This is a genomic window from Shinella sp. 1A1, from assembly GCF_055379515.1.
In genome coordinates, this window is sequence record NZ_AP039671.1 from 243,222 (window position 1) to 265,783 (window position 22,562).

A 22,562-nucleotide genomic window follows, 5' to 3' on the forward strand; every position below is an offset into this window, starting at 1 on the left:
ATGGTGGCAAGGAATTACTGGTTCGGCTTCTTGAGAAAGCCGTTCGAATTGATACAGGGCAGACGCCAAGTGACTTCCGCATCTGATTCCGGGTCGTTTGGCGTCTGCTGTTCAAGTCAAAGGGTGACTATGCCGCATCCCAAACCTGATTCAGAATCTTGGCTGCCAATGCTGCCTTGTCTTGTGGCAGGAAGCGACCATAATGCTGCTGTACCACATCCGGCGTATCCTGGATGGCATAGCTTGCCTGCTCGTACGATCCCGTCTGTTTGAGAATATGGGTCGCCAGGATGTCTCGAAGATTGTGTGGACCGTGCGGCAACAAGCCCTTGATGGCGCCGCGACCGGTATAGGGATTATAGATCCCGTAGCGCTGGATCACGGTTCGCCACGCTTCATAGAAGGTTGTGGAGTCGTATGCCGCATCCAGGCTGGTCGTCTTCACCGTCTTGACGAACAACGTACCGGGATCCTTTGCCGCGCCGAGCAATACGCCGCGATGGCGGTCGATATAGGCTTCGAGGTATTTGTAGAGATCGAGCAAGTCCGGCAGGATGAGGCGGAACGGCTTCTGCCCAAAGAAGGACGAGCCCGAGTTCTTGAAGGCGACCGACGGGATGAGCACTTCCCATCCACCCTCTCGGTCGCTCCAGCGCAACTCGCCACATTTCATGTCTTCGAGGCGGCGTTCGGACGTGGGAAAATGGCCGCGTGGGCAGACGCGAAGCTGGCGAAGGTTCTTTTGCCGAAGTCCGAGATGCAGGCCCAGGCGAAGCAAAAGGAAGGATCGCACAGCCTCGGCGGCTGCACGCGGGTAGCGAGCCTCGTCCGGCATGCGTTTCAGGATCTCGTCCGTGATCTTGCGATATTCCGCCAGTGGGCTGTCCGCCTCCAGAACGCACATGATGGGCTCAAACGGATCACGGTGCACACGCATCACGCGCTGTATTTCCTTTGAGCGGTTAGCGGCGTGCCGATGAAACGCATCGCAGGCGCCATGCCAGTCACGGGAGGCGAACTCGATCTCCTCCGGCGCGATCAGTCCGTCGATCGGCCGGACGTTTTTCAGGAGTTCGGGATGTTGGTGGATCCAGCCAACCTCCGAGCGGGTGAGAGCTTGCGCGACCATCAACATGTCTTCTTCCCATTTGGTGTAGAAACCGCGACGTTGCTCGCGCCATTGCAGATACCAGTCCCAGATGCCGGGGAAGATCAGCAGGCCAAAGGTCAACTGGCTGAGCGGGACGCCGCGGCCTTTGATGATGCCGTTGGGTGAGGCGGCCAGCGCTCCGAACATCAGGCCGAGATGCTCGATCTTCTGTGACGCGGTTTCTTGACCCCATACACCGTTCCGCTGAAAGCCGACCGCCGTCAGCGTCGAGGTCTTAAACCGGATCAGATCAGCCATTTCCATTGCAAGCCGCGGCGGCGCGTCGACGACGCCAGACAGGAGATCAGGGTCCTCGAAGGTTTCCGCAGCATTGTGGTTGGCGCTGGCGGGCAGGGAGTTCGCGCGTGGGGACAGCGAGCCTCCGCCATAGGTGACGCCTGGAAAGCGGATGGCGTAACGCTGTTTGGTTGCGGCAGCCTGGTAGCGCCGATAGTCGGTCGAACCCGAGATAATGACCCGGCGCACCCAGTCGAGGATTTCCTCCCGCTTGCTGAACGGCAGGCTGCTGAAATCGTCCGGAAGGTGCGATGCAATTCTCCGCCGCTCGGCAGGGCTGACATCGCCAAGATCGTGCCCCTGGAGAGAGCGTGACTGATGGGGCAATTTCGCCTTGAAGTATCCTTCCGACAGCCGGTATCGTCGCTCGATACGGGAGAGGATGTCCATGCTCGCGACGGATCGTGGCACGCGCTCTCCCTGGATCCAGGACAGCAGAGTCCTGTCGTCGAACGTTTCGCCGAGGCGAACGACGGCGCGATAGAGCTGCCAGTAGCTCTCGCCGAACCGGCGCATGTGATAGACGAGGGCATCCTGAAATCCGGCGGGGTCCTGGCTCGCTTCGAACAACGGATCCGGAAATGGCTGGATCACTTTCGGTTGCGGCCCTCTTGGCGCTGAAGCGGATTGTGCATGAATATTGTCGTCGCCGATCCGCCGTGGCTTTCGGGTAGAGACCGTGGGAATTGTAGCCTTACGCTGATCGGCTTTATGTGATTGCGGGGCTCGCTTCATTGGCCGAATGTCTTCGGACGCGGGTGGTGCGCCCAGCCAGCGGATGATTGCATCCAGAGCAATACGGAACTGCTTCTTTAAATCGGCCGTTAGTTCGTCTTCAACTCCGCAGGCGTGAGAAATCGCCATCCAATCGATGCGACGATTCTGTAGCGGTGGCGACTTGCGGTAGATTATGAGGCTGATGAGATAGGGCCTTATATTCTCCAGCAACCGTTTCGACGCGACCGGAGCAATACGCACCTCGCAGAACTTTGAGATTTTTTGCTGAAAATGACGTGATGAAAGATCTTGTTTTGGCATGCTCGCATTCCATTACAGTCGGCACCAGTGCCGAGGGCGAGCGGGAATAGGGGCTGTCATTTAACAAAAGATGTATCTGCGCTGCGAGAGATGACGGGAAACCTAGCCGTCACCTGACCTTTGCCAGTGTGGAAAGCGAAGGGTACTGTGCGACGTGGTTTTCGCTGTTATATGGCTGCCGGTCTTTGCGCTCGACTAGCCATCTCAGGCATCATCATGCGGTTAACCATCCACATCGACGACTCGCTTATTGAGAAGGCCCGTAACCTGACTGGCACGAGGGAAACCGCGGCAATTGCGCGGCAGGCGTTGGAGACGTTGTTGCGCGTTGAAACGGGCAAGCGTCTCATCGCGCTTGGCGGCACCATGCTCGACGCCGAGGCTGCGCCGCGTCGCAGAAGCGCACCCGGAAAATGATACTGGCGGATACGTCGATCTGGGTCGATCATTTCCGGAATTCAGATGAGGAACTGCGAACGGTCATTGAAACCGATGCCTTGCTGTGCCACCCGGCCGTCATCGGGGAACTTGCGCTCGGAAGTCTTCGTGACCGGCAGACTGTCCTGTCCTTCTTCGCCGCGCAACGCGAAGTGACTGTGGCTTCGCATGATGAGGTCATGAGCATGATCGATCGCCAACAGATGGGCATTGGATATACCGACGCCCATCTGTTGGCGTCCACTCTCATCGATAGCCGGGCATGGCTTTGGACGCGCGATAAGAGACTGCGTGTGGCGGCTGAAAGGGCAGGGGCGAGGTTTCATCTACCAACGAGCGGCCGAACTAGCATGGGGCAGAATGCTGGCGTTTTGCATCGACTATCGTCCGCTGGTGAAGTGTAGTGGACACGTCCGTGGATGATGGTGGACCTTGGTGGAAGAATGTGATCTTCTGAGTAAGATAGCAGCTCACTAACCAAAGATTTTCGGTACATCAAATGGTACATCCGAAACGTCTCGAATTTGGGGTGACGCTATTAAATCAACTGGTTAAGGCTCGGATTTGAGTCTCGCTACCCGCTCCAGCCGCCTGTCTTTCTTCCTTTCTCACCTGAAGCCGTTGATTTTCCCACGCCTATAGCGCGTGCATCCCTTCGTGCCGCTCAAAATAAAAACGTTTATATTTCTTCTTGAAAACGTTTATATTCCTTGTTACCGTTTTTCCAGGATGGGAGGAGGGTGCCTGTCCGTGGGATTTGTCGAGTGTCTGCCGCTGTGGCGGAGCCGACGTTGAGGAGGAAGAGATGAGGAAATTCGTTGCAACGCTTGCGCTTGCCGCTCTCGTGGCGGGCGGTGCCCATGCGGCCGATCTCGGTGGCAAGCTGCTGAAGGTCGGGTCCGACACGACCTCGCCGCCGATGGAGAGCGTCGACACGGCGACCGGTCAGATCGTCGGCTTCGACGTCGACGTGGTCAATGCCGTCTGCGCCAAGATCAATTGCCAGGCCGAATTCGTGACGACGGGCTGGGACGGCATCTTCGCCGCGCTCGATCAGGGCAGCTTCGATCTGGTCGCCTCTGGTGTCTCGATCACCGACGAGCGCAAGAAGGCGATGGACTTCTCCGATCCCTACATCATCAACAGCCAGGCCGTGCTGACGCGCGCCGAGGACCAGGGCATCACGCTCGACAAGTTCAAGGCCGAGGGCCGCAAGCTCTCCGCCCAGGCCAACACGACGGATGCGCAGGTTGCCGAAGGCGTGGTCGGCAAGGAAAACGTCGCCGCCTATGACAGCTTCAGCGCCGCCATCATCGCGCTCAAGAACAAGGACGTCGACGGCGTCGTGATCAACGGCGCGAACGCCGCCGCCTATGAGCGCGAATTCGCCGGCGAACTCGTCGCCTCCATCAAGGACCTGGAATCCGACCCGCTCGGCCTCGTCTTCCGCAAGGGCGACGAGAATGTCGCGGCCTTCAACGAGGGCCTGAAGGCCATCAAGGACGACGGCACGCTCGACAAGCTGATCGCCAAGTACTGGGGCCTCAAGTAAGGCTCGCGCGGGGGCGCCGTCTGGCGCTCCCGCTTCCTTCCCGATTGCGCCGCGGAGGCCGGAATGTCGTTCGTCAGAAGCGTGAGGCCCAGCAATCTGGTGATCCTCGCAGCGCTGCCCTTCATCGTCTATCTCTTTGCCTCCTCGGGCGATTATCAGCGCGCGCTGCGCGCCATCCTCGGCATCGAGCCGGGCTCGGGCGTCTATGTGTCGGGCTTCCTGCTGCTGACGGTCGCCTTTTCCGCGGGCCTCGGCGTCCTGATCCTGTCCCGGGCGAAAGCCGCGCGGCCGCGCCTGACGATCGCCACCGGCCTCGTCGCCCTCATCGCGACGGCCGCCATTCTGGCCGGCGATCTCGTCCATCCCTTCATCGCCTCCGTGGTGGCGAACGGCGTCGATGCGTTCAAATCCGACCTCGTGGTCAAGGGCGTGACGCCCCGCCAGCTGACGGAAGCGGCCGACCTCATGGTGCGCGGCGTGGAAGGCTGGCTCTGGCCGGCCTATGCCGTGCTTCTGCTCGCCGGCCTCGGCCTGCTCTTCCTCGGCAGCCGGGCGGCCGTGCCGCCGGAAAGCCTCGCGCGCCGCGCCGGCTCCTGGCTCACCGGCCTTCTCAACGGCGCAGGCCTCGTCTTCGTGCTGCTCTTCGCCCATCTCGCCTTCGCCTCGGGCCTTGCCACGACCATCCGCGCCGCCATCGCGGCCTATATTCTCGCCGCCATTCTCGGCCTCGTCTGGGTGGGGCTTTTGAAGCTGCGTTATACGCGCCGCAACCTCGTCACCTTCGCCGTGCTGGCGGCCATCTTCGCCGCCCTCTCAGCCTGGTTCCTGCTGCAGCCGAAGGATGACTACGTGCTGGCCGGCACGCTGGAAGGCAAGGTCGGCATCGTCACCAATACGCCCTCCGGCCTCATCAGCGCCGTGCGCTTCGGCCAGTACGAGGGCGGCCCGACGACCGAGACGCCGGTGCGCACCTTCGTGACGCCGCAGCAGGCCATCGAGGCCATCGGCAAGAAGGAAGATGTCAGCGGCGCCTTGCTGCCGTCGGCCTCCGTTCCCGCCGACTGGCCGCGCCTCTGGCAGGTCGAGGCGCTGAACGACCGCGACCGCGCCACCGGCATCACCTTCGCCGTCATCGCCATCATTCTTGGCCTGCTCACCTTCGGCGGCTTCCTGCATCGCCGCCATCCGCTGTCCATCGGCTCGGAATTCGTCGTCGATACGATCCGCGGCATCCCCATGCTCGTCATCGTGCTCTATGTCGGCCTGCCGCTGTCGGGCGCGCTGAAGGATGCGACGGCCGGCGTCTTCGATCCGCCGAACCTGATGCGCGGCATCGTCGCCATGGCGCTCGCCTATTCGGCCTATCTCGCGGAAATCTTCCGCTCGGGCATCAACGCCATTCCGGCGGGCCAGATCGAGGCGGCGGGCAGCCTCGGGCTGAACCGCTGGCAGACGGCGCGGCTCGTCATCCTGCCGCAGGCCTTCCGCATCGTCATCCCGCCGCTCGGCAACGAGCTGATCGCGATCCTGAAGGACACCTCGCTGCTCTCCATCCTGTCGATCCGCGACATCACGCAGCGCATGCGCGAATTCCAGTCGGCAAGCTTCCTGCCGTTCGCGCCCTACAATTCGGCGGCGATCCTCTACATCCTGCTGACGCTCGCGGCCGCAAGCCTCATCAGCCTCATCGAGAAGAAATATGACGTCAAGCACCGCTGACAGGGGAACGGTCCTCATCACCGGCGCCTCGCGCGGGCTCGGCCGGACGCTTGCCGATCTCTATGCGGCGGCTGGCCTGCGTGTCATCGCCTGCATGCGGCAGGCGTCGCCCGGTGCCGAAGCGCTCGACGTTGCGGATGAGGGCTCCATCGCCGCGCTCGGCGAGAGGCTGCAAGGCCAGCCGGTCGATATCGTCATCAACAATGCGGCGGTCCGCGGCGATACCGGTGGCCTCGGCTCGCTGGCGACGGGCGATTTCCTCGAGGTCATGCGCATCAATGCGCTCGCGCCCCTGCTGCTTGCCCGCGCGCTCCGGCCCAATCTCCTGGCCGGCCGTCGCAAGGTCCTCGTCAATATCAGCAGCCGCGCCGGCTCGCTGGCCGAAGGCACGATCGACGACGATGATGGCGACTACGCTTACCGCTGTTCCAAGGCGGCGCTCAACATGGCGACGGTCAAGCTCGCGCAGGATTTCCGCCGCGACGGCATCGCCGTGATTTCACTGCATCCCGGCTGGGTGCGTACGGATATGGGCGGCGCGGAAGCCGCCATCGACGTGGCCGAGAGCGCGGCGGGCGTGAAGGCCCTGATCGACACCACGACACTCTCCGAAACCGGAAGTTTCCGGGCTTACGACGGCCGGACGGTCGCCTGGTAAAGCCCCTCCGATCGTAACGATGACGGCGCCATGGAACCGGTGCCGGGAATGACAAGGACAAGAAAGTGCATAAGCCGCTAGACCACCAGAACCGCTTCGACGCCGCCCGCAAGGAGGCCGGCATGCTGGAGCTTGGCGTCTGCTACTATCCGGAACAGTGGCCGCGCGAGAAATGGGACGAGGACGCCCGCCGCATGGCCAAGCTCGGCCTTGCCTGGGTGCGCATCGGTGAATTCTCCTGGTCGCATATCGAGCCGCGTTCCGGCACCTTCCACTGGGAGTGGATGGACGAGGCGATCGAGGTGCTCGGACGCGCCGGCCTCAAGGTCATCCTCGGCACGCCCACGGCCGCCCCGCCGAAATGGCTGGTCGATCTTTACCCGGATATCCTTCCGGTCGATGCGCGCGGCGTCGTGCGCAAGTTCGGCGCGCGCCGGCACTACTGCTTCTCCAGCCGCCGCTACCGGGTGGAGGCTGCTCGCATCACCGAGGCCATGGCGCGCCGCTACGGCGACAATCCCTTCGTGCACGCCTGGCAGACGGACAACGAATACGGCGACCACGACACGATCCACAGCTATTCCGACGAGGCGAAGCGCGCCTTTCGCGAATGGCTGGCGGCCCGCTACGGCACCGTCGAGGCGCTGAACGAGGCTTGGGGCACCCAGTTCTGGAGCATGCACTACAACGGCTTCGAGGAGGTGGACCTGCCGAACAACCTCGTCGAGGAGCCGACGCCGAGCCATCTGGTCGATTACTTCCGCTTCTCGTCGGATCAGGTGAAGAGCTTCAACAAGGCGCAGGCGGAGATCATCCGCCGCCATTCGCCGGGCCGCCTCGTCACGCATAATTTCATGAACCAGAACACCGACTTCGATCACTACAAGGTCGGCGACGACCTCGATGTCGCCTCCTGGGACGTCTACCCGATGGGCGGCCTCATCAACGGCCGGCTGAGCGACGAGGAGAAGGCGCGCTACTTGCGTGTCGCCGATCCCGACCAGACGGCGTTCAACCACGATCTCTACCGCGCCGTCGGCAAGGGCCGCGTCTGGGTGATGGAGCAGCAGCCGGGGCCGGTGAACTGGGCGGCCTACAACCAGTCGCCCGCCGACGGCATGGTGCGCCTGTGGACCTGGCTCGCCTATGCCCATGGCGTCGACATGGTCTCCTATTTCCGCTGGCGCCAGGCGCCCTTCGCGCAGGAGCAGTTCCATGCCGGCCTGCTGCTACCGAACAGCGAGGCCGACCAGGGCTATCTGGAGGTCGCCGAGGTCGCCGCGGAAATGGCGCGCCTGCCGCAAGGCGAGGTCCGCAAAAAGGCAGCGGTCGCCATCATGCTCGATTACGAATCGCGCTATGCCACCCGTGCGCTGCCGCAGGGCAGGGGATATGCCGCCTCCTCCATCGCGCTCGACTGGTATTCCGCGGTCTCCCGGCTCGGCGTCGATGTCGATTTCATCGGCCAGCATTCCGATCTTTCCGGTTACAAACTGGTGCTCGCACCCGACCTCGTCATCCCCGATGCGGATTTCATTGCCCGGCTAAAGGCTTCCGGCGCCAAGGCGCTGTTCGGCCCGCGCAGCGGCAGCAAGACGCGCGACATGCACATCCCCGCCGACCTGCCGCCCGGTCCGCTCGCCGACCTTATCGATTTCCGCGTGACGCGCGTGGAGTCCCTGCCGGACTACCACAGCGAGCCCGTGCGCTACGGCAATGCCAGCCATCCGGTCACCGGCTGGCGCGAGACGATCCACACCAGCGAGACGGTACTCGCAACCTTCGAGGGCCCGCACCATACGGGTGCCCCGGCGGTGATCGGCAACGAGCGGGCGCGCTATGCCGCCACCCTGCCGCAGGGCGACTTCCTGATGCGGCTGGTGGGCGACACGCTCGGCTGGGCCGGCGTCGCGAGCCTGCCCGATCTCGGCGACCTCCGGCTTGCCCGCCGCGGCCGCCTGCGCTTCGCCTTCAACTATGGCAGCGCCCCGGCCACCGTGCCGGCCGCTCCCGATGCCGACTTCCTCGTCGGTGCCCGAGAGCTTGTCTCCGTGGGCGTGGCGATCTGGACGGAAGACGGGCGCTGATACCAACCCCGGCCGCTCACTCGGCGGCGGCCGGCATCGCTTCGGGCTGCACCTTCGTCTGTGCCGGCCGGTGGGCCGTCTTGTTCCAGAAGAACGGGTTGCTGTGCAGTTCGCGCACGGCGCGCCAGGCGGCCTGCGAGATGAGCAGCCAGTAAAGCGGCGTCAGCAGCCAGCGCGGGCCGACCGCCAGCCGCTCGGCCTGCGTCATGCCGATGCGGCCGAGCGCGATGAAGACCGCATAGCTGCCGGCGATATTGGCGAAGTCGAGGGCGAAGAGCGTCAGGTCGAGCGGGCCGACGGTGGTCGCCTCCAGCACCGCGAGGCGCCAGACGATGACGCCGATATAGCCGAGGATCAGCGGATGGGCGAGCGAGGAGAGAATGAGCCCGCCCACCAGCACCTGGAAGACGAGGCTGGGCCCGAGCCCCATCTCCCGCACCAGCTGCGCCGGCTTGCGCATCAGCACCAGCCATGTCTGCAGCCAGCCCTTGAACCAGCGCGTGCGCTGGCCGAGCCAGGCGCGGACCTGCGTCGGCGCTTCCTCGTAGGTCGGCCGGCTGATCACCCCGCAGCGGTAGCCGCGCCGGTAGAGGCGCAGGCCGAGGTCGGCATCCTCGGTGACGTTATAGGGATCCCACCCGCCGACCTCCTGCAGCACCGCCGTGCGAAAATGGTTCGACGTGCCGCCGAGCGGCATCGGCATGCGGGCGGCGGCGAGCCGCGGCAGCAGCACGCGGAAGAGGCCGGCATATTCGACCGCGAAGAGCGCGCTGATCCAGTTCTCCCGCGCATTGGTGATGATCAGCGGCGCCTGGAGGCAGGCGATATGCGCCGGCCCCGCCGTGAAGGTGCGCCAGGCTTCCTCCAGCTGCATCGGGTCGACCCGGTCCTCGGCGTCGTAGATGACGAGATAGTCGCCCCGCGCCGCGCCCAGCGCATAGGTCAGTGCCTTCGGTTTGGTGCGCGGCCGGCCGGGCGGCACCTCCACCACCTCGTATTGCGGGCCGAGCGGCATGGCGGCGAGCGCGTCCAGCGTTTCCCGGTCGTCCGCCTCGCAGATCAGCTTGATGTCGAGGCAGGAGGCCGGCCACCGCAGCCGGTCGAGCGTGGCGACGAGCTGCGGCACCACCGCGGCCTCCCGGTAGAGCGCGACGAAGACGGAATAGACCGGCCGCCGGCCAAGGGGCAATGTCGGGCGCGGGCGGTACCTCTCCCACCATTTGGCGAAGAGCGCCACGGCGCGGATGACGACGGTGGCGGAGAAGAAGAGGCCGAGCACGATATGCAGCAGCAACAGCACCGTGCCCGGCTGCGTGAGGAGCAGCATGGCGATGAGCGTGAGCGCGGTGCCGATATAGAACCCCTGCTGCCCCCAGAGGGTGATGCGGGCGCTCGCCTCCGGTGCCGTGCCGAAAAGCTGCTCGACCGTCTCGCGCAGCCGGCGGCCGCGGCCCGCCTGCCAGAGGGCGGCGCGCAGCGCGGTGGGCGTGGTGGCGATCATCCGGGAGCGCATTTCCCCGGAAGCCTGCAGCCTCTCGCGAAGATCGTCGAGCCGCGCCGCGCTCGGCACGATCGCCGTTATCGGCGCGCGGGCCGGCTGGCGCAGCCGCACCATCACCGGCTCGACCAACTGGCTGTCCACCCCGGGCAGGTCCTCGATCTCCTTCGGGTCCAGCACGGGATGGAAGGGCAGGCCGAGGATGTCGGCAAGCGCTTCGTAATAGATATCGTGCGAGACGACGCCGCTCGCCAGCACCTCGGCTTCCAGCGTCGTGCCGTGCCGGCCGGCCTGCACCAGCATGGCGGAAATCAGCGGTTTGGAAAGGCCGAGCCGGCGGAAGAGCCGCGCCTCGTCCATGAGGCGGTCGGGCACCTGTCCCTCCTCGGTGTCCGGCAGGACCGTCTCCTGCCGGACACCGATTGCGGTGGCGAAAGCCATGTCGTCGGGATACTCTGCCAGCGTCATGCCGTCCCACCGTCGCTTTCGCGCCGGCGCCCTCCTAAACCCCAAGTTGATTGTAATGTGGCAAAACAGAATTTCATCCCTTAAAATGCATGGGCTTTTTGCGCTCTGCCTGCTGGCGGCGGCGATGAAACCGCTGTCCCTTGCCGCGGAGGAGCGGTCGCCCGTCGATCTGCCGATCCTCTTCGACACCCGCGAGCGCATTGCCCGGCCGGACCTTTCCGGCCTCGTCCGGTTGCGCTTCCTGACGACGGTGGATTTCCCGCCGTTCAATTTCATCGACCAGACCGGCAAGCTCGCCGGCTTCCATGTCGATCTCGTGCGCGAGATCTGCCGCGAGCTGGCGCTGACGGAGAAGTGCCAGATCCAGGCGGTGACCTTCCCGGAGCTGGAAAAGGCGCTCACCGACGGCAATGGCGAGGCGGTGGCCGCGGGCATCGCCGTCAGCACGCCGTTGCGCGAACGCTTCGCCTTCTCCCGGCCCTTCATGCGCCTGCCGGCGCGCTTCGCCGTCGGCAAGAAGACGCTGCCCCCCGGCGAGACCGCGGCAAGCCTTGCAGGCCGCAAGGTCGGGGTCGTCGCGGCAAGCGCCCACGAAGCGATGCTGAAGGCCTTCTTCCCGAAGATCGAGGCGCAGCCGTTTCCCGACCGGGCGGCGCTGCTTGCGGCGCTGAAAGACGGCAAGGTGGACGCCGTCTTCGGCGACGGCATGCAGCTCGCCTTCTGGACGAGCGGGGCGGATGCCGCCGGCTGCTGCCGCCTGTTCGACGGTCCGTATCTGTCGGAGAAATTCCTCGGCGAAGGCATGACGATCATGCTGCGCAAGGAGGACACCGCGCTGACGGGCGCCATCGACCACGCGCTGCTTGCGCTTTCGCGGAGCGGCCGCCTGCAGGAAATCTACCTGCGCTACTTCCCGGTCAATCTCTACGGCGGCTGATGGAAGCCTCTACTGGCTCGCCCAGATGATGCGGGCGATCCAGTCGACCTCGTCCATGTCGAAATTGCGGTTGGGATGCTCGGGATTGAGCGAGACGAGCTCGATGCTGCGCGGGCTCTGGCGGTGCAGCACCTTGGCCATCACCTCGCCCTCGCGGGTCTTCACCACGACGCGGTCGCCGCGGCGCACCTGCGCGCCCGGCTCGACGATCAGCACGTCGCCGTCGCGGTAGAGCGGCAGCATGCTGTCGCCCTGTACCTCCAGAGCATAGACGCCGGCCTTGCGGTCGGGCGAGGCAGGAAACTCCACCACGTCCCAGCCCTGTCCGGCGGGAAAGCCGCCGTCGTCGAAGAAACCGCCCGCGCCGGCCTGGGCGAAGCCGAGCAGGGGAATGCTGCCGGGCTGCGGCGGAAAGGCGCCCTGCGGCAGGGCCGCGTCGCGGACGGGGTCGGAAAGGGTGAAGAACTCGTCGATGGATGCGCCCGTCGCGTCAAGCACCTTGGCGATCGATTCCGTCGAGGGCCAGCGCTGCCGGCCGTCGACGCCCTGCCGCTTGGATTTGTTGAAGGATGTCGGGTCCAGTCCCGCACGGCGGGCAAGCCCGGACGGGGAGAGCCGATGGCGCTCGGCGAGGGCGTCGATTGCCGCCCAGATCCGGTCGTGGGAGAACATGCTTGCGAAACCCTGCCAAGGCGGCGGACCGGCTGGTGCCGGTCCGAATGGTCGGAAGCATAGCCAAGGACGCCGTCCGAGTAAAGAAAAAAGGATTATTTTCCTGTCTCTGCGCCGGCCGCAGCCTGCTGCGCGCGTCGGCGCGCCACCACGCTTTCCCGCCAGATGGTGAAGATGCCCGCGCCGACGACGATGGCCGAGCCGATGACCGTGTTGAGGTTCAGCGTCTCGCCGAAGACGGAAACGCCGATGATCGCCGCCAGCACCACCTGCAGGTAGGTGAGCGGCTGCACCGCCGCGGCATCGAGAAGGTCGTAGGCGCGGATCAGGAAATAGTGGCTCGACATGCCGGTGATGCACAGCAGCCCCATCCAGAGCCAGTCCGTCGGCGTGAGGCTGGTCCAGAAGAACGGGCCGACGAGCGAGATCGCGGCGGCCCCGGCGACGCCGATATAGAAGAAGCTCGTCGAGGCGGGATCGTCGCGGCTGGCAAGCCGGGTCGCGATCACATAGAGGGCGAACATCAGCGCGCCGGCCAGCGGCAGCAGGACGCTCGCGTCGAAGGCGCTGCCGGTGGGGTCGATGACGATCAGCACGCCGCAGAGGCCGACGGCGATGGCCGTCCAGCGCCGCCAGCCGACCCGCTCGCCGAGAAGCGGCATGGACAGCAGCGCCACGAAGATCGGCCCGGAGGAGAGGATCGCCTGCGAATGGGCAAGGCCGACCGTGCTGAAGGCGGTGATGACGACGACGATCTGGAAGGCGAGCAGCACGCCGCGCAGGATTTGCAGCAACGGCCGCTTCGTCGCCGCCGCGGCCCGCAGGCCGCCGGGGCTGCGCGCGCCGAGCACCAGCGCGAAGGCGCCGAAGGCCCAGAAGCGCAGCATGGCGATGAAGACAGGCGGATAGGCGCTGCCGAGATGCTTCGAAATGGCGTCCTGCACGCTGAAGATCATGATCGCGAGCAGGGTGAAGGCATAGCCGAGTCGTTTGGTGTCCATGGTCCGCGCATATACCTCTCCCGCCGCGCTTGCACGCCGGAATTTCAACGCCTGGGGACATTTCCGGGCTCGGCCGCGGGACGCAGGAAAAGTTTCCTCTCCCTGCGATTTCCAGCCACTTTCGCAAAACGGCGCGGCGCGCTATCAAGAGGGCGCGCGAGGCTGTTTGCGCCTTCGAGGTTCCTTCCGTGCACAAGACCGTCTCTTCCGGCATTCTGCTGACGTCCTTCGCCTATTTCCTGTTTTCCCTGCAGGATGCGTCGGTCAAATGGCTCGTCGTGGCCCTGCCGGTCTGGCAGATTCTCTTCGTGCGCAGCGTGACGATCTTCTCGCTGTGTCTTGCCGTCGGCGGGCGCCCGCTGCTGCGGGATGCGCGCCGCTCGCCGGTGCTCAGGCCGCTCTTCCTGCGCAACCTGCTGCTTCTGGCCGCCTGGCTCTGCTACTACACCGCCGCGCGCGATCTCGGCCTGGCCGAGCTGACGACGCTCTACTATGCCTCGCCCGTCGTCATGACGATCCTTTCGGTGCCGATCCTCGGCGAGAAGGTGCCGGGCTACCGATGGCTCGCCGTCGTCGTTGGCTTCGTCGGCGTGGTCATTGCCTGCGGCATCGCGGCGAGGGGCATCACGCTGTCGCTGCCGGTCTATCTCGCGCTGCAGGCGGCGATCTTCTGGGCCGTTGCAACCGTGCTCCTGCGCAAGACAGCGCTGCACGAGCGCACGCAGGTGCAGATGACCATTTCCAGCGGCTTCTTCATCCTGTTCACCGCGCTCGCCATGCCCTTCGTCTGGCAGCCGGTCACGGCCATGGACCTCGTCCTGATGTCCGGAACGGGGCTCATCGCCGGTCTTGGCCAGTTCGCCATGTTCGAGGGCATGCGCCGCGCGCCCGTCTCGGTGCTGGCGCCCTTCGAATATACCTCGCTCGTCTGGGCCTTCGCGCTCGGCTATCTCATCTGGAGCGACGTGCCCGGCTCGAACGTCTTTGCCGGCGCCGCGCTGATCGTTTCCGCCGGCATGATCATCATCGCCCGCGAGCGTCTCGGCGGGCGTTTCCGGCTTCGCGCATGACGGCTAGGTCCGGACCCTACCAAAAGAATCCACTTTGCGTCGTCACGCCCCGTTGCATGCCGCGGGCATAACGATATTGTCGCCTCGTAAACGGCGAGGTGAACCGGGGGAAGGAATGCCGATATCGAACGCCGCCTTCGTGCGCTCGACCATCGTTCTGCTGCTCGCCGGCATGATCGCGCTGCTCGGCATCGTCGGCACGTCGCTCTGGCTCGCGGCCAAGGTGGAAACCTATTTCACCGGCTTCATCGAGCTGCGCGAGGTGCGCAGCGCGGCGGCCGACCTGCTGTCGACGCTGCAGGACGCCGAAACCGGCCAGCGCGGCTTCGTCATCACCCGCGATCCGAATTTCCGCGAGCCCTATGACGAGGCGCTGAAGGCCGTCGCCGAACGTCAGCAGGCGCTTGCCGAGAAGGCCGCCCGCTTTCCGCATTACGAGGAGCGCGTTCCCGACATAAAACGTCTCGTCTCCGAGAAGCTGGCCGAGCTGGCCGGCGTCGTGGAGGCTGTCGAGCAGGGCCGGGCCGACGATGCGATCAACGAGGTCAGAACCGACCGCGGCCGCCTGCTGATGGACCAGCTGCGCGAGCAGCTCGGTGCCATCATGGAGGACGCCGACGGCCGGCTGCAGGAGAGCGTCGCCGATACACTCTGGTCGGCCGGTGCGTTGAAATGGACGACGGTGATCGGCGCCATCGCCATCATCGGCGTGCTAGGCGGGGCGATCGTGGTCATCGCGCAATATACCCGCGACATCATCGTCGCCCGCCGCGAGGTCGAGACCCTGAACGCGACCCTCGAAAAGCGGGTGGACGAGCGCACCGAGGAGCTGATCCGCGCCAACCAGGAGGTCCAGCGCTTCGCCTATATCGTGACCCACGACCTGCGCGCGCCGCTGGTCAACATCATGGGCTTCACCAGTGAGCTGCAGGCCTCGCTCTCCGCCATCCAGGCCTATGTGCTGGCGGACGGCAAGGCGCCGAGCGAGGCCGACATCATCGAGGCGCGCCGCGCCGCCGCTGAGGACCTGCCGGAGGCGATCGGCTTCATCCGTTCCTCCACCAAGAAGATGGACGGGCTCATCAACGCCATCCTGAAGATCTCGCGCGACGGGCGGCGGGAACTCAAGATCGAGCGGGTGGACCTCCGGGCGCTGGCCGAGACGGGCGCGGCGGCGGTGGGGCACCAGGTCGGCGAATCCGACGGCGTCGTCACCATCGACCGCAACCTGCCGACGGTCGTTTCCGACCGGCTGTCGCTGGAGCAGGTCTTCGGCAACCTCTTCGACAATGCCATCAAGTACCAGTCGCCGGACCGGCCGCTGCGCATTTCCGTCGCGGCGCGCAATGCGGGCCGGGCCGGCTTCTTCATCGATTTCACCGATAACGGCCGCGGCATCGCGCCGGACGACCATGAGCGCGTCTTCGAGCTTTTCCGCCGCTCGGGAACGCAGGACAAGCCGGGCGAGGGCATCGGCCTTGCCCATGTGCGTTCACTGATGCGCAATCTTGGCGGTGATATCGTGGTCAGATCCGAACTCGGGCAGGGGACGACCTTCGTGCTTCGTCTGCCGCCCGACCTCAGCAAGGTTGTCAGGAGTATGCAGGCATGAACGGTTTGGGCAAGGAAGTCACCATCGTGATGGTCGAGGACGACGAGGGCCATGCGCGCCTCATCGAGAAGAACATCCGCCGCGCCGGCGTGCACAACGAGATCGTGCCCTTCACCAACGGCACCGAAGCGCTCGACTTCGTGCTCGGCAAGGACCGCAGTGGCCTTTCCAGCGCCGGCAAGTTCCTGCTGATCCTGCTCGATCTCAACCTGCCGGACATGTCGGGCATCGACATTCTGCAGAAGATCAAGTCCAACATCCACACCAAGCGCCTGCCGGTCGTCATCCTCACGACGACCGACGACGAGCGGGAAATCCAGCGCTGCTACGATCTCGGCGCCAATGTCTACATCACCAAGCCGGTCGAATATGAAAGCTTCGCCCATGCGATCCGCCAGCTCGGTCTGTTCTTCTCCGTGATCCAGATTCCCGAGACGCAATAAATGAGGGAAGGCCCCGTCCGCATCCTCTATATCGACGACGATCCCATCCTCGCCCGGCTCGCCCAGCGGGCGCTGGGCCGTCTCGGCTATGAGGTGCTGCATGCCGAAGAGGTCGAGCGCGGCCGCGAAATGCTGGCCGAGGAGCGTTTCGACGCCATCGTGCTCGACCATTTCCTGAAGGCCGGCACGGGCCTTTCCTTCCTCAAGGAGCTCGCCGATGCGCCGGACCCGGTGCCGGTGGTCTATGTCACCGGCTCCAACGACGCGCAGGTCGCCGTCGAGGCGCTGAAGGCGGGGGCGGCCGACTATGTCATCAAGTCGGTCGGCGACGATTTCATGCCGCTCCTGGCCAATGCGCTCGGCCAGGCGCTGGAAAACGCCGAGCTGCGGCGCGCCAAGCTGAAGGCCGAGAAGGAGATCCGCGCCGCCAAGGAGCGCGCCGAGATCCTGCTGGCCGAGGTGAACCACCGCGTCGGCAATTCGCTGGCGCTCGCCGCCGCCCTCATCCGCCTGCAGATGTCGAGCGCCCCCGACGGGGCGGTCAAGGAGGCGCTGTCGGAAACGCAGGCGCGCATCACCGCCATCGCCGGCATCCATCGCCGCCTCTACACCTCCGAGGACGTGCGCCATGTCGACATGGGCGCCTATCTCTCGACGCTGCTCTCCGAACTCGACGCTTCGATAAAGGGGGATGGCCGCAATATCCGCCTCAACCGCACGCTGGAGCCGCTGCATGTGCCGACCGACCGGGCCGTCTCGCTCGGCGTCATCGTGACGGAACTCGTCACCAACGCCTTCAAATATGCCTATGGCGAGACTGGCGGCGAGGTGCGCGTCGGCTTCACCCGCCTCGACGGCGAGAACGCCGTCCTCTTCGTGGAGGATGACGGCATCGGCTGGCGCGGCGAGGGCCCGGTGCGCGGCACCGGCCTTGGTTCGAAGATCATCAGCGCCATGGCCGGAAGCCTCGACACCAAACTCGACTATGCCGCCCGCGCCATCGGCACGCGCGCCGAAATGCGGGTGCGCGTGGCGGAAGTACCGGGAGCGGCCTAGCGGGCCGCGCGTCCATCCGCATGGGCGCGTGGTTTCCCTCGCGCGGTGGACGGCTTCTCCCCTGCAATACTTCTATCCACGCGGCGGCTTCGCCCGTGGCTTGTCAAAGAGCATCGGACGGGGCGCTGGAAGCTGCCTCATCTGAAGTAGTTTAGCGTGGCACCTTTCAGCGCCCCGTTCAGCGGTTTGTGCCCGCGACTTGGGTCCCTCTGCAAAGGCAGAAGACGGGGATGTTGCTCGCCGGTTTCCGGCATGGGCCTTTCCGTTTTTGCATCCGCCCCGCGCTCCATGGCGAAACGGACGGAAGGGGGCTCCTTCCGGACGGTACCCATCCCGGCGGACGATGCCGACGCATCCGCCGTCTCCTGCCCCCTTGTGTGCCGCACAGGCACGCCCGGCGCGCCGTTCGGGGCGTGAAGCGAAAGGGTCGGTCCGATGCCCTGCCGCTTCCCCCGTGTCGCCGGAGGGGGACCATTTTCCGCAGGCCCGGTGCGAGAGGTTCTGCGTCTTCCCCTCCCGTCCCGCGCCGATCCCGCCTCGTTGCAACGCCTTGCAGTGTATCCGTGGCGGGATGGGGGGATTGTAGGCACAGGTTTGGGGGGCGGGGAAAGGGCGGGGGTGTTTTCCCTGGAAGTGAGGGGGGGCCGTGCCGCGTGGATCCACGGGTCGAGCCCGAGAATGACGCAAGAAGAAAGGGGCGAGGGCGAGATGCAACGTCGCCTATGCCGCGCCGTTCAGTGGACGGGAACCGCCTCCTCCACTCCGTCACCCTCGGCCTTGAGCCGAGGGTCCACGGCCGCAGGCGCTTTCCATGATGACATTTGAAGGCATGTCGTGCAGACGCTCGGGGTGAGCCTCAGGGGCAATAGCCACCTGTCTCCCCATGATGGTAGTCCATCCGGACACGCGGCAGCCCTATACCTTGTCGGCGGCGGCGGTCTTCCGGCCCTTGCGGGGGGCGGGGGCGGGCTCTTTCGTCTGCTGGTCGAGGCGCATGGCGCGCAGGCGGGCCGTCTTCGCCTCGCGGGCGTTGGTCTCCTGCGCGATGATGCCCCGCGCGGTGTCGTCGGTCCTTGCCGCCTTGTCCTGCGCGGACAGCTTGGCGGGCTTGAAGAATTCTTCCTTGGTTGCGGTCATGCTCTCTGCCCTCCCGGGGCGATGGCCGGGGACGGACGGGCTCTGCGAGGCCGTCCGTCCGGCGGCAATTCATGCGGCGCCGGATGCCCGGCGTGGCAGGCGCGAGGCCGGAGCGCTCCGCTTTTCGAAAAAGCGAGCAACGCTCCGGAACCCGGCATTGGCCGGAATGGTGCTAGCGGGTGCGGGCCGCCTTGCGGGGCGCAGGCAGGAGCCCCTCGCGCTGCATCTTCTTGCGGGCGAGCTTGCGCTGGCGGCGAATGGCCTCGGCCTTTTCGCGGGCACGCTTTTCCGACGGCTTCTCATAGGCGCTGCGGGCCTTCATCTCGCGGAAAAGGCCTTCGCGCTGCATCTTCTTCTTCAGGACGCGAAGCGCCTGGTCGACATTGTTATCTCGAACGAGAACCTGCAATGGATGTCCTTTCTCTTGCGGCCGGAGCCGCGCTGGGTTGAAACGGGCCTTGCAGCCGCGCTGTCCGGCTATCTGCCGACACGGATGCTCGACGGTTTCAGCCAGGAGCCCGCCTTGCCGGGGGACGCCGGGCTGTCGCAGGACACCGGCACGGCGCTCTCGGCCGTATCGATGTCACTGTGCACGATGCGCCGCTCGAAGGTCTCGCCTTCGCGCCGCACGCGATACTGGACTTCGCCATGGTCTGCGGGCAGCAGGCTGACGATGCGGCATGTCCGCTCGCCCGCCGGACTGCGGGACAGGCCGGCCCTCAGGACGATCCGGTCGCCGATGGCATAGGTTTTCCGGCTCATGACGCTTCTCCTTCGCGGATGCCCGCTGGGGCGCTTCCGCTATTCTTCGAATTGCAAAACCGCTGCGCACTTTTGCTGGAATTGCTCCAATGCGCATGCCTGCGCGAATTCCCGGGCGGGTAGCGGAAATAAAAAGGCCGGGGCGTGACCCCGACCTCTCCCGTCATTCGACTCTCTGCTGCCAGTACATCCGTGGTCAGCGAAGAGGAACGACAATCTTCTTCAAGCGGCGCGAAGGTTGTCGGCCGAGTTCTTGCCGGACTTGCGGTCGCGGACGATCTCGTAGCTGATCTTCTGGCCTTCGGCGAGCGAGCCGAGGCCCGCACGCTCGACAGCCGAGATGTGCACGAAGACGTCGGTCGTGCCGTCATCGGGCTGGATGAAGCCGAAACCCTTGGTGCTGTTGAACCACTTTACGGTGCCTGAATTCATAACGATATCCTTTCCATCGCTAGTGTAATCGGACGATATTTTGTCCGTTATTGATCGATCTTGAAAGGAAATCTGACAGAGCTTTTCAGCTCGAAGACAAAGGTCGCAAGCAGTTTTCGATATGTTCTATATAGGGTTTATTTCGAAAAGCGCAATGGCGGGCCGGGATTTTTCTGAAAGGACCCGGAAACCCGCCCGAAAATACGGCCGATTTCAAAGGCTCTGTCGCAGTATTATTTTCACAACTTGAAGATGATGCAAGCAAAAAGGGCGGCGCCAGGCCGCCCTTTCGCGTTGCAAGCTGTCGCGTGGTCAGGCCGCCTGCTTCGTCCCGGCGGTAAAGCGGCTGTAAAAGGTCTCGCCCTTGGCGGCCATGTCCTTGAGGAGCGGCGTCGGCTGGAAGTGATCGCCGTATTTTGCGGCGAGCTTCTCGCAGAGCGCGACGAAGGTCTTAACGCCCATGCCGTCGATGTAGGAGAGCGTGCCGCCGGTATAGGGGGCGAAGCCGAAGCCGAGGATGGAGCCGACATCAGCTTCGCGCGGATCGGTGACGATGCCCTCTTCCATGGTACGGGCTGCTTCCAGCGCGATGGTGACGAGCAGGCGCTCCTTGATCACCTTGATATCGACATCGTCGGGCTTCTGCTGCGGATAGAGATCCTTCAGGCCCGGCCACAGCTTCTTCTTCGCCGGCTTCGGCGGGTAGTCGTAGAAGCCCTTGCCGGCCTTGCGGCCGAGGCGGCCTTCGCCTTCCACCAGCTTCGTGACCAGCTCCATATGGCGCGGATCGACGGATTCGGCGCCGAGGTCGGCGATGGAGGCCTTGAAGATCTTGTAGGACAGATCGACGGCGACCTCGTCGTTGAGCGACAGCGGGCCGACCGGCATGCCGGCCATCTTGGCGGCATTCTCGATCATCGCCGCCGGCACGCCTTCGATCAGCATGTCATAGGCCTCGCCGATATAGCGGAAGACGCAGCGGTTGACGTAGAAGCCGCGCGTGTCGTTGACGACGATCGGCGTCTTCTTGATGGCCGCGACATAGTCGAGCGCGGTGGCGAGCGCCTTGTCGCCCGTCTCCTTGCCGAGGATCACTTCCACCAGCATCATCTTGTCGACCGGCGAGAAGAAGTGGATGCCGATGAACTGGTTCGGGCGCCTGGAGTTCTTGGCAAGGCCGGTGATCGGCAGGGTCGATGTGTTGGAGGCGAAGATCGCGTCCTCGCGCAGCACGGCCTCGATCTTTTCCGTCACGTCCTTCTTGACGTTGCGGTCCTCGAAGACGGCCTCGATGACGAGGTCGGCGTCCGCAAGGCTCGCATAATCAGGCGTCGGGGTGATGAGGGAAAGCAGCTTCTCGCCGTCTTCCTTCGACATGCGGCCCTTGCCGATGGCGCCGGTGACGAGGCCTTCGGAATGCGCCTTGCCCTTGTCGGCAGCTTCCTGGTCGCGGTCGATCAGCACGACCGGGATGCCGGCGGCGGCGGTGACATAGGCGATGGAAGCGCCCATGAAGCCGGCGCCGACGACAGCGACCTTCTTGAACTCGGCCTTCGGCACGCCGGCCGGGCGGCGCGCGCCCTTGCCGAGTTCCTGCATGGAGATGAACAGCGACCGGATCATCGAGAAGGCTTCGGTCGTCTGGAGGATATAGGTGAAGTAGCGCTGCTCGATCTTCAGGCCCGTCTCGAAGGGAACCTGCAGGCCTTCATAGACGCACTTCAGGATGGCGAGCGCGCCCGGATAATTGCCCGCGGTCTCGCGGCGCAGGATCGCCGGGGCGGCCGGCCAGAGCTGGGCGGAAGCCGGCGTCCAGATGCCGCCGCCGGGAGCCTTGAAGCCCTTCTCGTCCCAGGGCTGCACGGGCTTGAGGCCGTCCTTGATCATCTGCTTTGCGGCAGGGATGAGCTGGTCGGACTCGACGACCTGATGCACGAGGTTCATCGCCTTGGCGCGCGCGCCCGTCAGCGAGGAGCCGGTCGTCATCATCTGCAGGGCGTCCTGTGCATTGGCAAGGCGCGGCACGCGCTGGGTGCCGCCGGCGCCGGGGAAGATGCCGACCTTGACTTCAGGCAGCGCGATCTTGACCGACTTGGCATTGGAGGCGACGCGGCCGTGGCAGGCGAGCGACATTTCGAAGGCGCCGCCCATGCAGGTGCCGTTGATGGCCGAGACCCACGGCTTGCCCGAGGTCTCCAGCTTGCGGAACAGCCAGGTCATGCGGCCGGTGGCGTCGAACAGCTTCTGCACGGCAGTTGCCGGATCGGTCGCCTCGGCGTCCTTCAGCAGATCGAAGCTCGCCTTGATCATCGAAAGATCGGCGCCGCCCGAGAAGGAGGACTTGCCCGACGTGATGACCGCGCCCTTGATGGCGGCATCGGCCACGACCTGGTCGATGATCCTGTCGAGTTCGTCCATCACCTCGACGGTGAAGACGTTCATCGACTTTTCGGGCATGTCCCAGGTGACCAGCGCAATGCCGTCGGCGTCGGTCTCGATGGTGAAGTTCTTGTATGCGCTCATGGTTTTCTCCCC

General features: G+C 64.9%; 20 protein-coding genes. 11 read left to right on the plus strand and 9 right to left on the minus strand.

Translation table 11 applies throughout. The annotated features are described in order from the left end of the window. Positions 1 to 127 precede the first annotated feature (127 nt). Positions 128 to 2,485 carry a hypothetical protein gene (locus ACZ48C_RS01220; RefSeq protein WP_464781939.1) on the minus strand — a complete coding sequence of 786 codons (2,358 nt, stop codon included), beginning with the start codon at positions 2,483 to 2,485 and terminating at the stop codon, positions 128 to 130. Positions 2,486 to 2,701: 216 nt separating this feature from the next. On the opposite strand from ACZ48C_RS01220, the gene ACZ48C_RS01225 reads away from it, so the two are divergent. The 6 genes from ACZ48C_RS01225 (at position 2,702) to ACZ48C_RS01250 (ending at position 8,939) form a co-directional block, all read left to right on the plus strand. Continuing rightward, a complete protein-coding gene (locus ACZ48C_RS01225) occupies positions 2,702 to 2,902 on the plus strand; it encodes a type II toxin-antitoxin system VapB family antitoxin (RefSeq protein ID WP_464781940.1) in 201 nt (66 codons plus the stop codon). Next, the gene (locus tag ACZ48C_RS01230; RefSeq protein WP_464781941.1) at positions 2,899 to 3,327 is read left to right on the plus strand and encodes a type II toxin-antitoxin system VapC family toxin; all 429 of its coding nucleotides are present in this window, start codon (positions 2,899 to 2,901) and stop codon (positions 3,325 to 3,327) included. The genes ACZ48C_RS01225 and ACZ48C_RS01230 overlap by 4 nt, the downstream gene beginning before the upstream one ends. 401 nt (positions 3,328 to 3,728) lie before the next feature. Next, complete coding sequence (locus tag ACZ48C_RS01235) at positions 3,729 to 4,475, plus strand: transporter substrate-binding domain-containing protein (protein ID WP_119257518.1); 747 nt, start codon at positions 3,729 to 3,731, stop codon at positions 4,473 to 4,475. A 63-nt stretch (positions 4,476 to 4,538) separates the two neighbouring features. Continuing rightward, a complete protein-coding gene (locus ACZ48C_RS01240) occupies positions 4,539 to 6,194 on the plus strand; it encodes an amino acid ABC transporter permease (protein WP_464781942.1) in 1,656 nt (551 codons plus the stop codon). Then, positions 6,175 to 6,852 carry an SDR family oxidoreductase gene (locus tag ACZ48C_RS01245; RefSeq protein ID WP_464781943.1) on the plus strand — a complete coding sequence of 226 codons (678 nt, stop codon included), beginning with the start codon at positions 6,175 to 6,177 and terminating at the stop codon, positions 6,850 to 6,852. Before ACZ48C_RS01240 ends, ACZ48C_RS01245 begins: the two co-directional genes overlap by 20 nt. Before the next feature lie 65 nt (positions 6,853 to 6,917). Beyond that, positions 6,918 to 8,939, plus strand: a complete 2,022-nt coding sequence (locus ACZ48C_RS01250; RefSeq protein ID WP_464781944.1) for a beta-galactosidase — start codon at positions 6,918 to 6,920, stop codon at positions 8,937 to 8,939. A 16-nt stretch (positions 8,940 to 8,955) separates the two neighbouring features. Here the strand turns inward: ACZ48C_RS01250 and ACZ48C_RS01255 are convergent, their stop codons facing one another. Then, entirely contained in the window at positions 8,956 to 10,905 is a 1,950-nt protein-coding gene (locus ACZ48C_RS01255) for a glycosyltransferase family 2 protein (protein WP_464781945.1), read from the minus strand. A 55-nt stretch (positions 10,906 to 10,960) separates the two neighbouring features. On the opposite strand from ACZ48C_RS01255, the gene ACZ48C_RS01260 reads away from it, so the two are divergent. Next, positions 10,961 to 11,842, plus strand: coding sequence for a transporter substrate-binding domain-containing protein (locus tag ACZ48C_RS01260; RefSeq protein WP_464781946.1), 882 nt, complete (start codon positions 10,961 to 10,963; stop codon positions 11,840 to 11,842). Between the two features lie 9 nt (positions 11,843 to 11,851). Here the strand turns inward: ACZ48C_RS01260 and ACZ48C_RS01265 are convergent, their stop codons facing one another. Beyond that, positions 11,852 to 12,514: a S24 family peptidase gene (locus tag ACZ48C_RS01265; protein ID WP_119257523.1), complete on the minus strand. Its 663-nt coding sequence runs from the start codon at positions 12,512 to 12,514 to the stop codon at positions 11,852 to 11,854. 95 nt (positions 12,515 to 12,609) lie between these two features. Then, positions 12,610 to 13,515 (minus strand): DMT family transporter, encoded by a 906-nt coding sequence (locus ACZ48C_RS01270; RefSeq protein WP_464781947.1) that lies wholly within the window; start codon positions 13,513 to 13,515, stop codon positions 12,610 to 12,612. A gap of 188 nt (positions 13,516 to 13,703) precedes the next feature. Here ACZ48C_RS01270 and ACZ48C_RS01275 point away from each other — a divergent pair, with 188 nt between their 5' ends. The 4 genes from ACZ48C_RS01275 to ACZ48C_RS01290 all read left to right on the plus strand — a co-directional run bounded on the left by ACZ48C_RS01275 (position 13,704) and on the right by ACZ48C_RS01290 (position 17,696). Next, the gene (locus ACZ48C_RS01275) at positions 13,704 to 14,585 is read left to right on the plus strand and encodes a DMT family transporter (RefSeq protein WP_464781948.1); all 882 of its coding nucleotides are present in this window, start codon (positions 13,704 to 13,706) and stop codon (positions 14,583 to 14,585) included. A gap of 115 nt (positions 14,586 to 14,700) precedes the next feature. Beyond that, a complete protein-coding gene (locus ACZ48C_RS01280; protein ID WP_119257526.1) occupies positions 14,701 to 16,197 on the plus strand; it encodes a sensor histidine kinase in 1,497 nt (498 codons plus the stop codon). Continuing rightward, positions 16,194 to 16,640, plus strand: a complete 447-nt coding sequence (locus ACZ48C_RS01285) for a response regulator (protein ID WP_119257527.1) — start codon at positions 16,194 to 16,196, stop codon at positions 16,638 to 16,640. The genes ACZ48C_RS01280 and ACZ48C_RS01285 overlap by 4 nt, the downstream gene beginning before the upstream one ends. Continuing rightward, entirely contained in the window at positions 16,641 to 17,696 is a 1,056-nt protein-coding gene (locus tag ACZ48C_RS01290) for a sensor histidine kinase (RefSeq protein ID WP_318910801.1), read from the plus strand. It abuts the gene before it with no gap. Between the two features lie 915 nt (positions 17,697 to 18,611). Here the strand turns inward: ACZ48C_RS01290 and ACZ48C_RS01295 are convergent. The 5 genes from ACZ48C_RS01295 to ACZ48C_RS01315 form a co-directional block, all read right to left on the minus strand. Beyond that, the gene (locus tag ACZ48C_RS01295) at positions 18,612 to 18,833 is read right to left on the minus strand and encodes a hypothetical protein (protein ID WP_424548691.1); all 222 of its coding nucleotides are present in this window, start codon (positions 18,831 to 18,833) and stop codon (positions 18,612 to 18,614) included. A gap of 172 nt (positions 18,834 to 19,005) precedes the next feature. Next, on the minus strand, positions 19,006 to 19,242 hold the full coding sequence (rpsU, locus tag ACZ48C_RS01300) for a 30S ribosomal protein S21 (RefSeq protein WP_119257530.1): 237 nt from the start codon (positions 19,240 to 19,242) through the stop codon (positions 19,006 to 19,008). Positions 19,243 to 19,310: 68 nt separating this feature from the next. Beyond that, positions 19,311 to 19,595 carry a cold-shock protein gene (locus ACZ48C_RS01305; protein WP_119257531.1) on the minus strand — a complete coding sequence of 95 codons (285 nt, stop codon included), beginning with the start codon at positions 19,593 to 19,595 and terminating at the stop codon, positions 19,311 to 19,313. A gap of 222 nt (positions 19,596 to 19,817) precedes the next feature. After that, entirely contained in the window at positions 19,818 to 20,027 is a 210-nt protein-coding gene (locus ACZ48C_RS01310) for a cold-shock protein (protein ID WP_119257532.1), read from the minus strand. Between the two features lie 312 nt (positions 20,028 to 20,339). Next, positions 20,340 to 22,550, minus strand: coding sequence for an FAD-dependent oxidoreductase (locus tag ACZ48C_RS01315; RefSeq protein ID WP_464781949.1), 2,211 nt, complete (start codon positions 22,548 to 22,550; stop codon positions 20,340 to 20,342). Between the last annotated feature and the right edge of the window lie 12 nt (positions 22,551 to 22,562).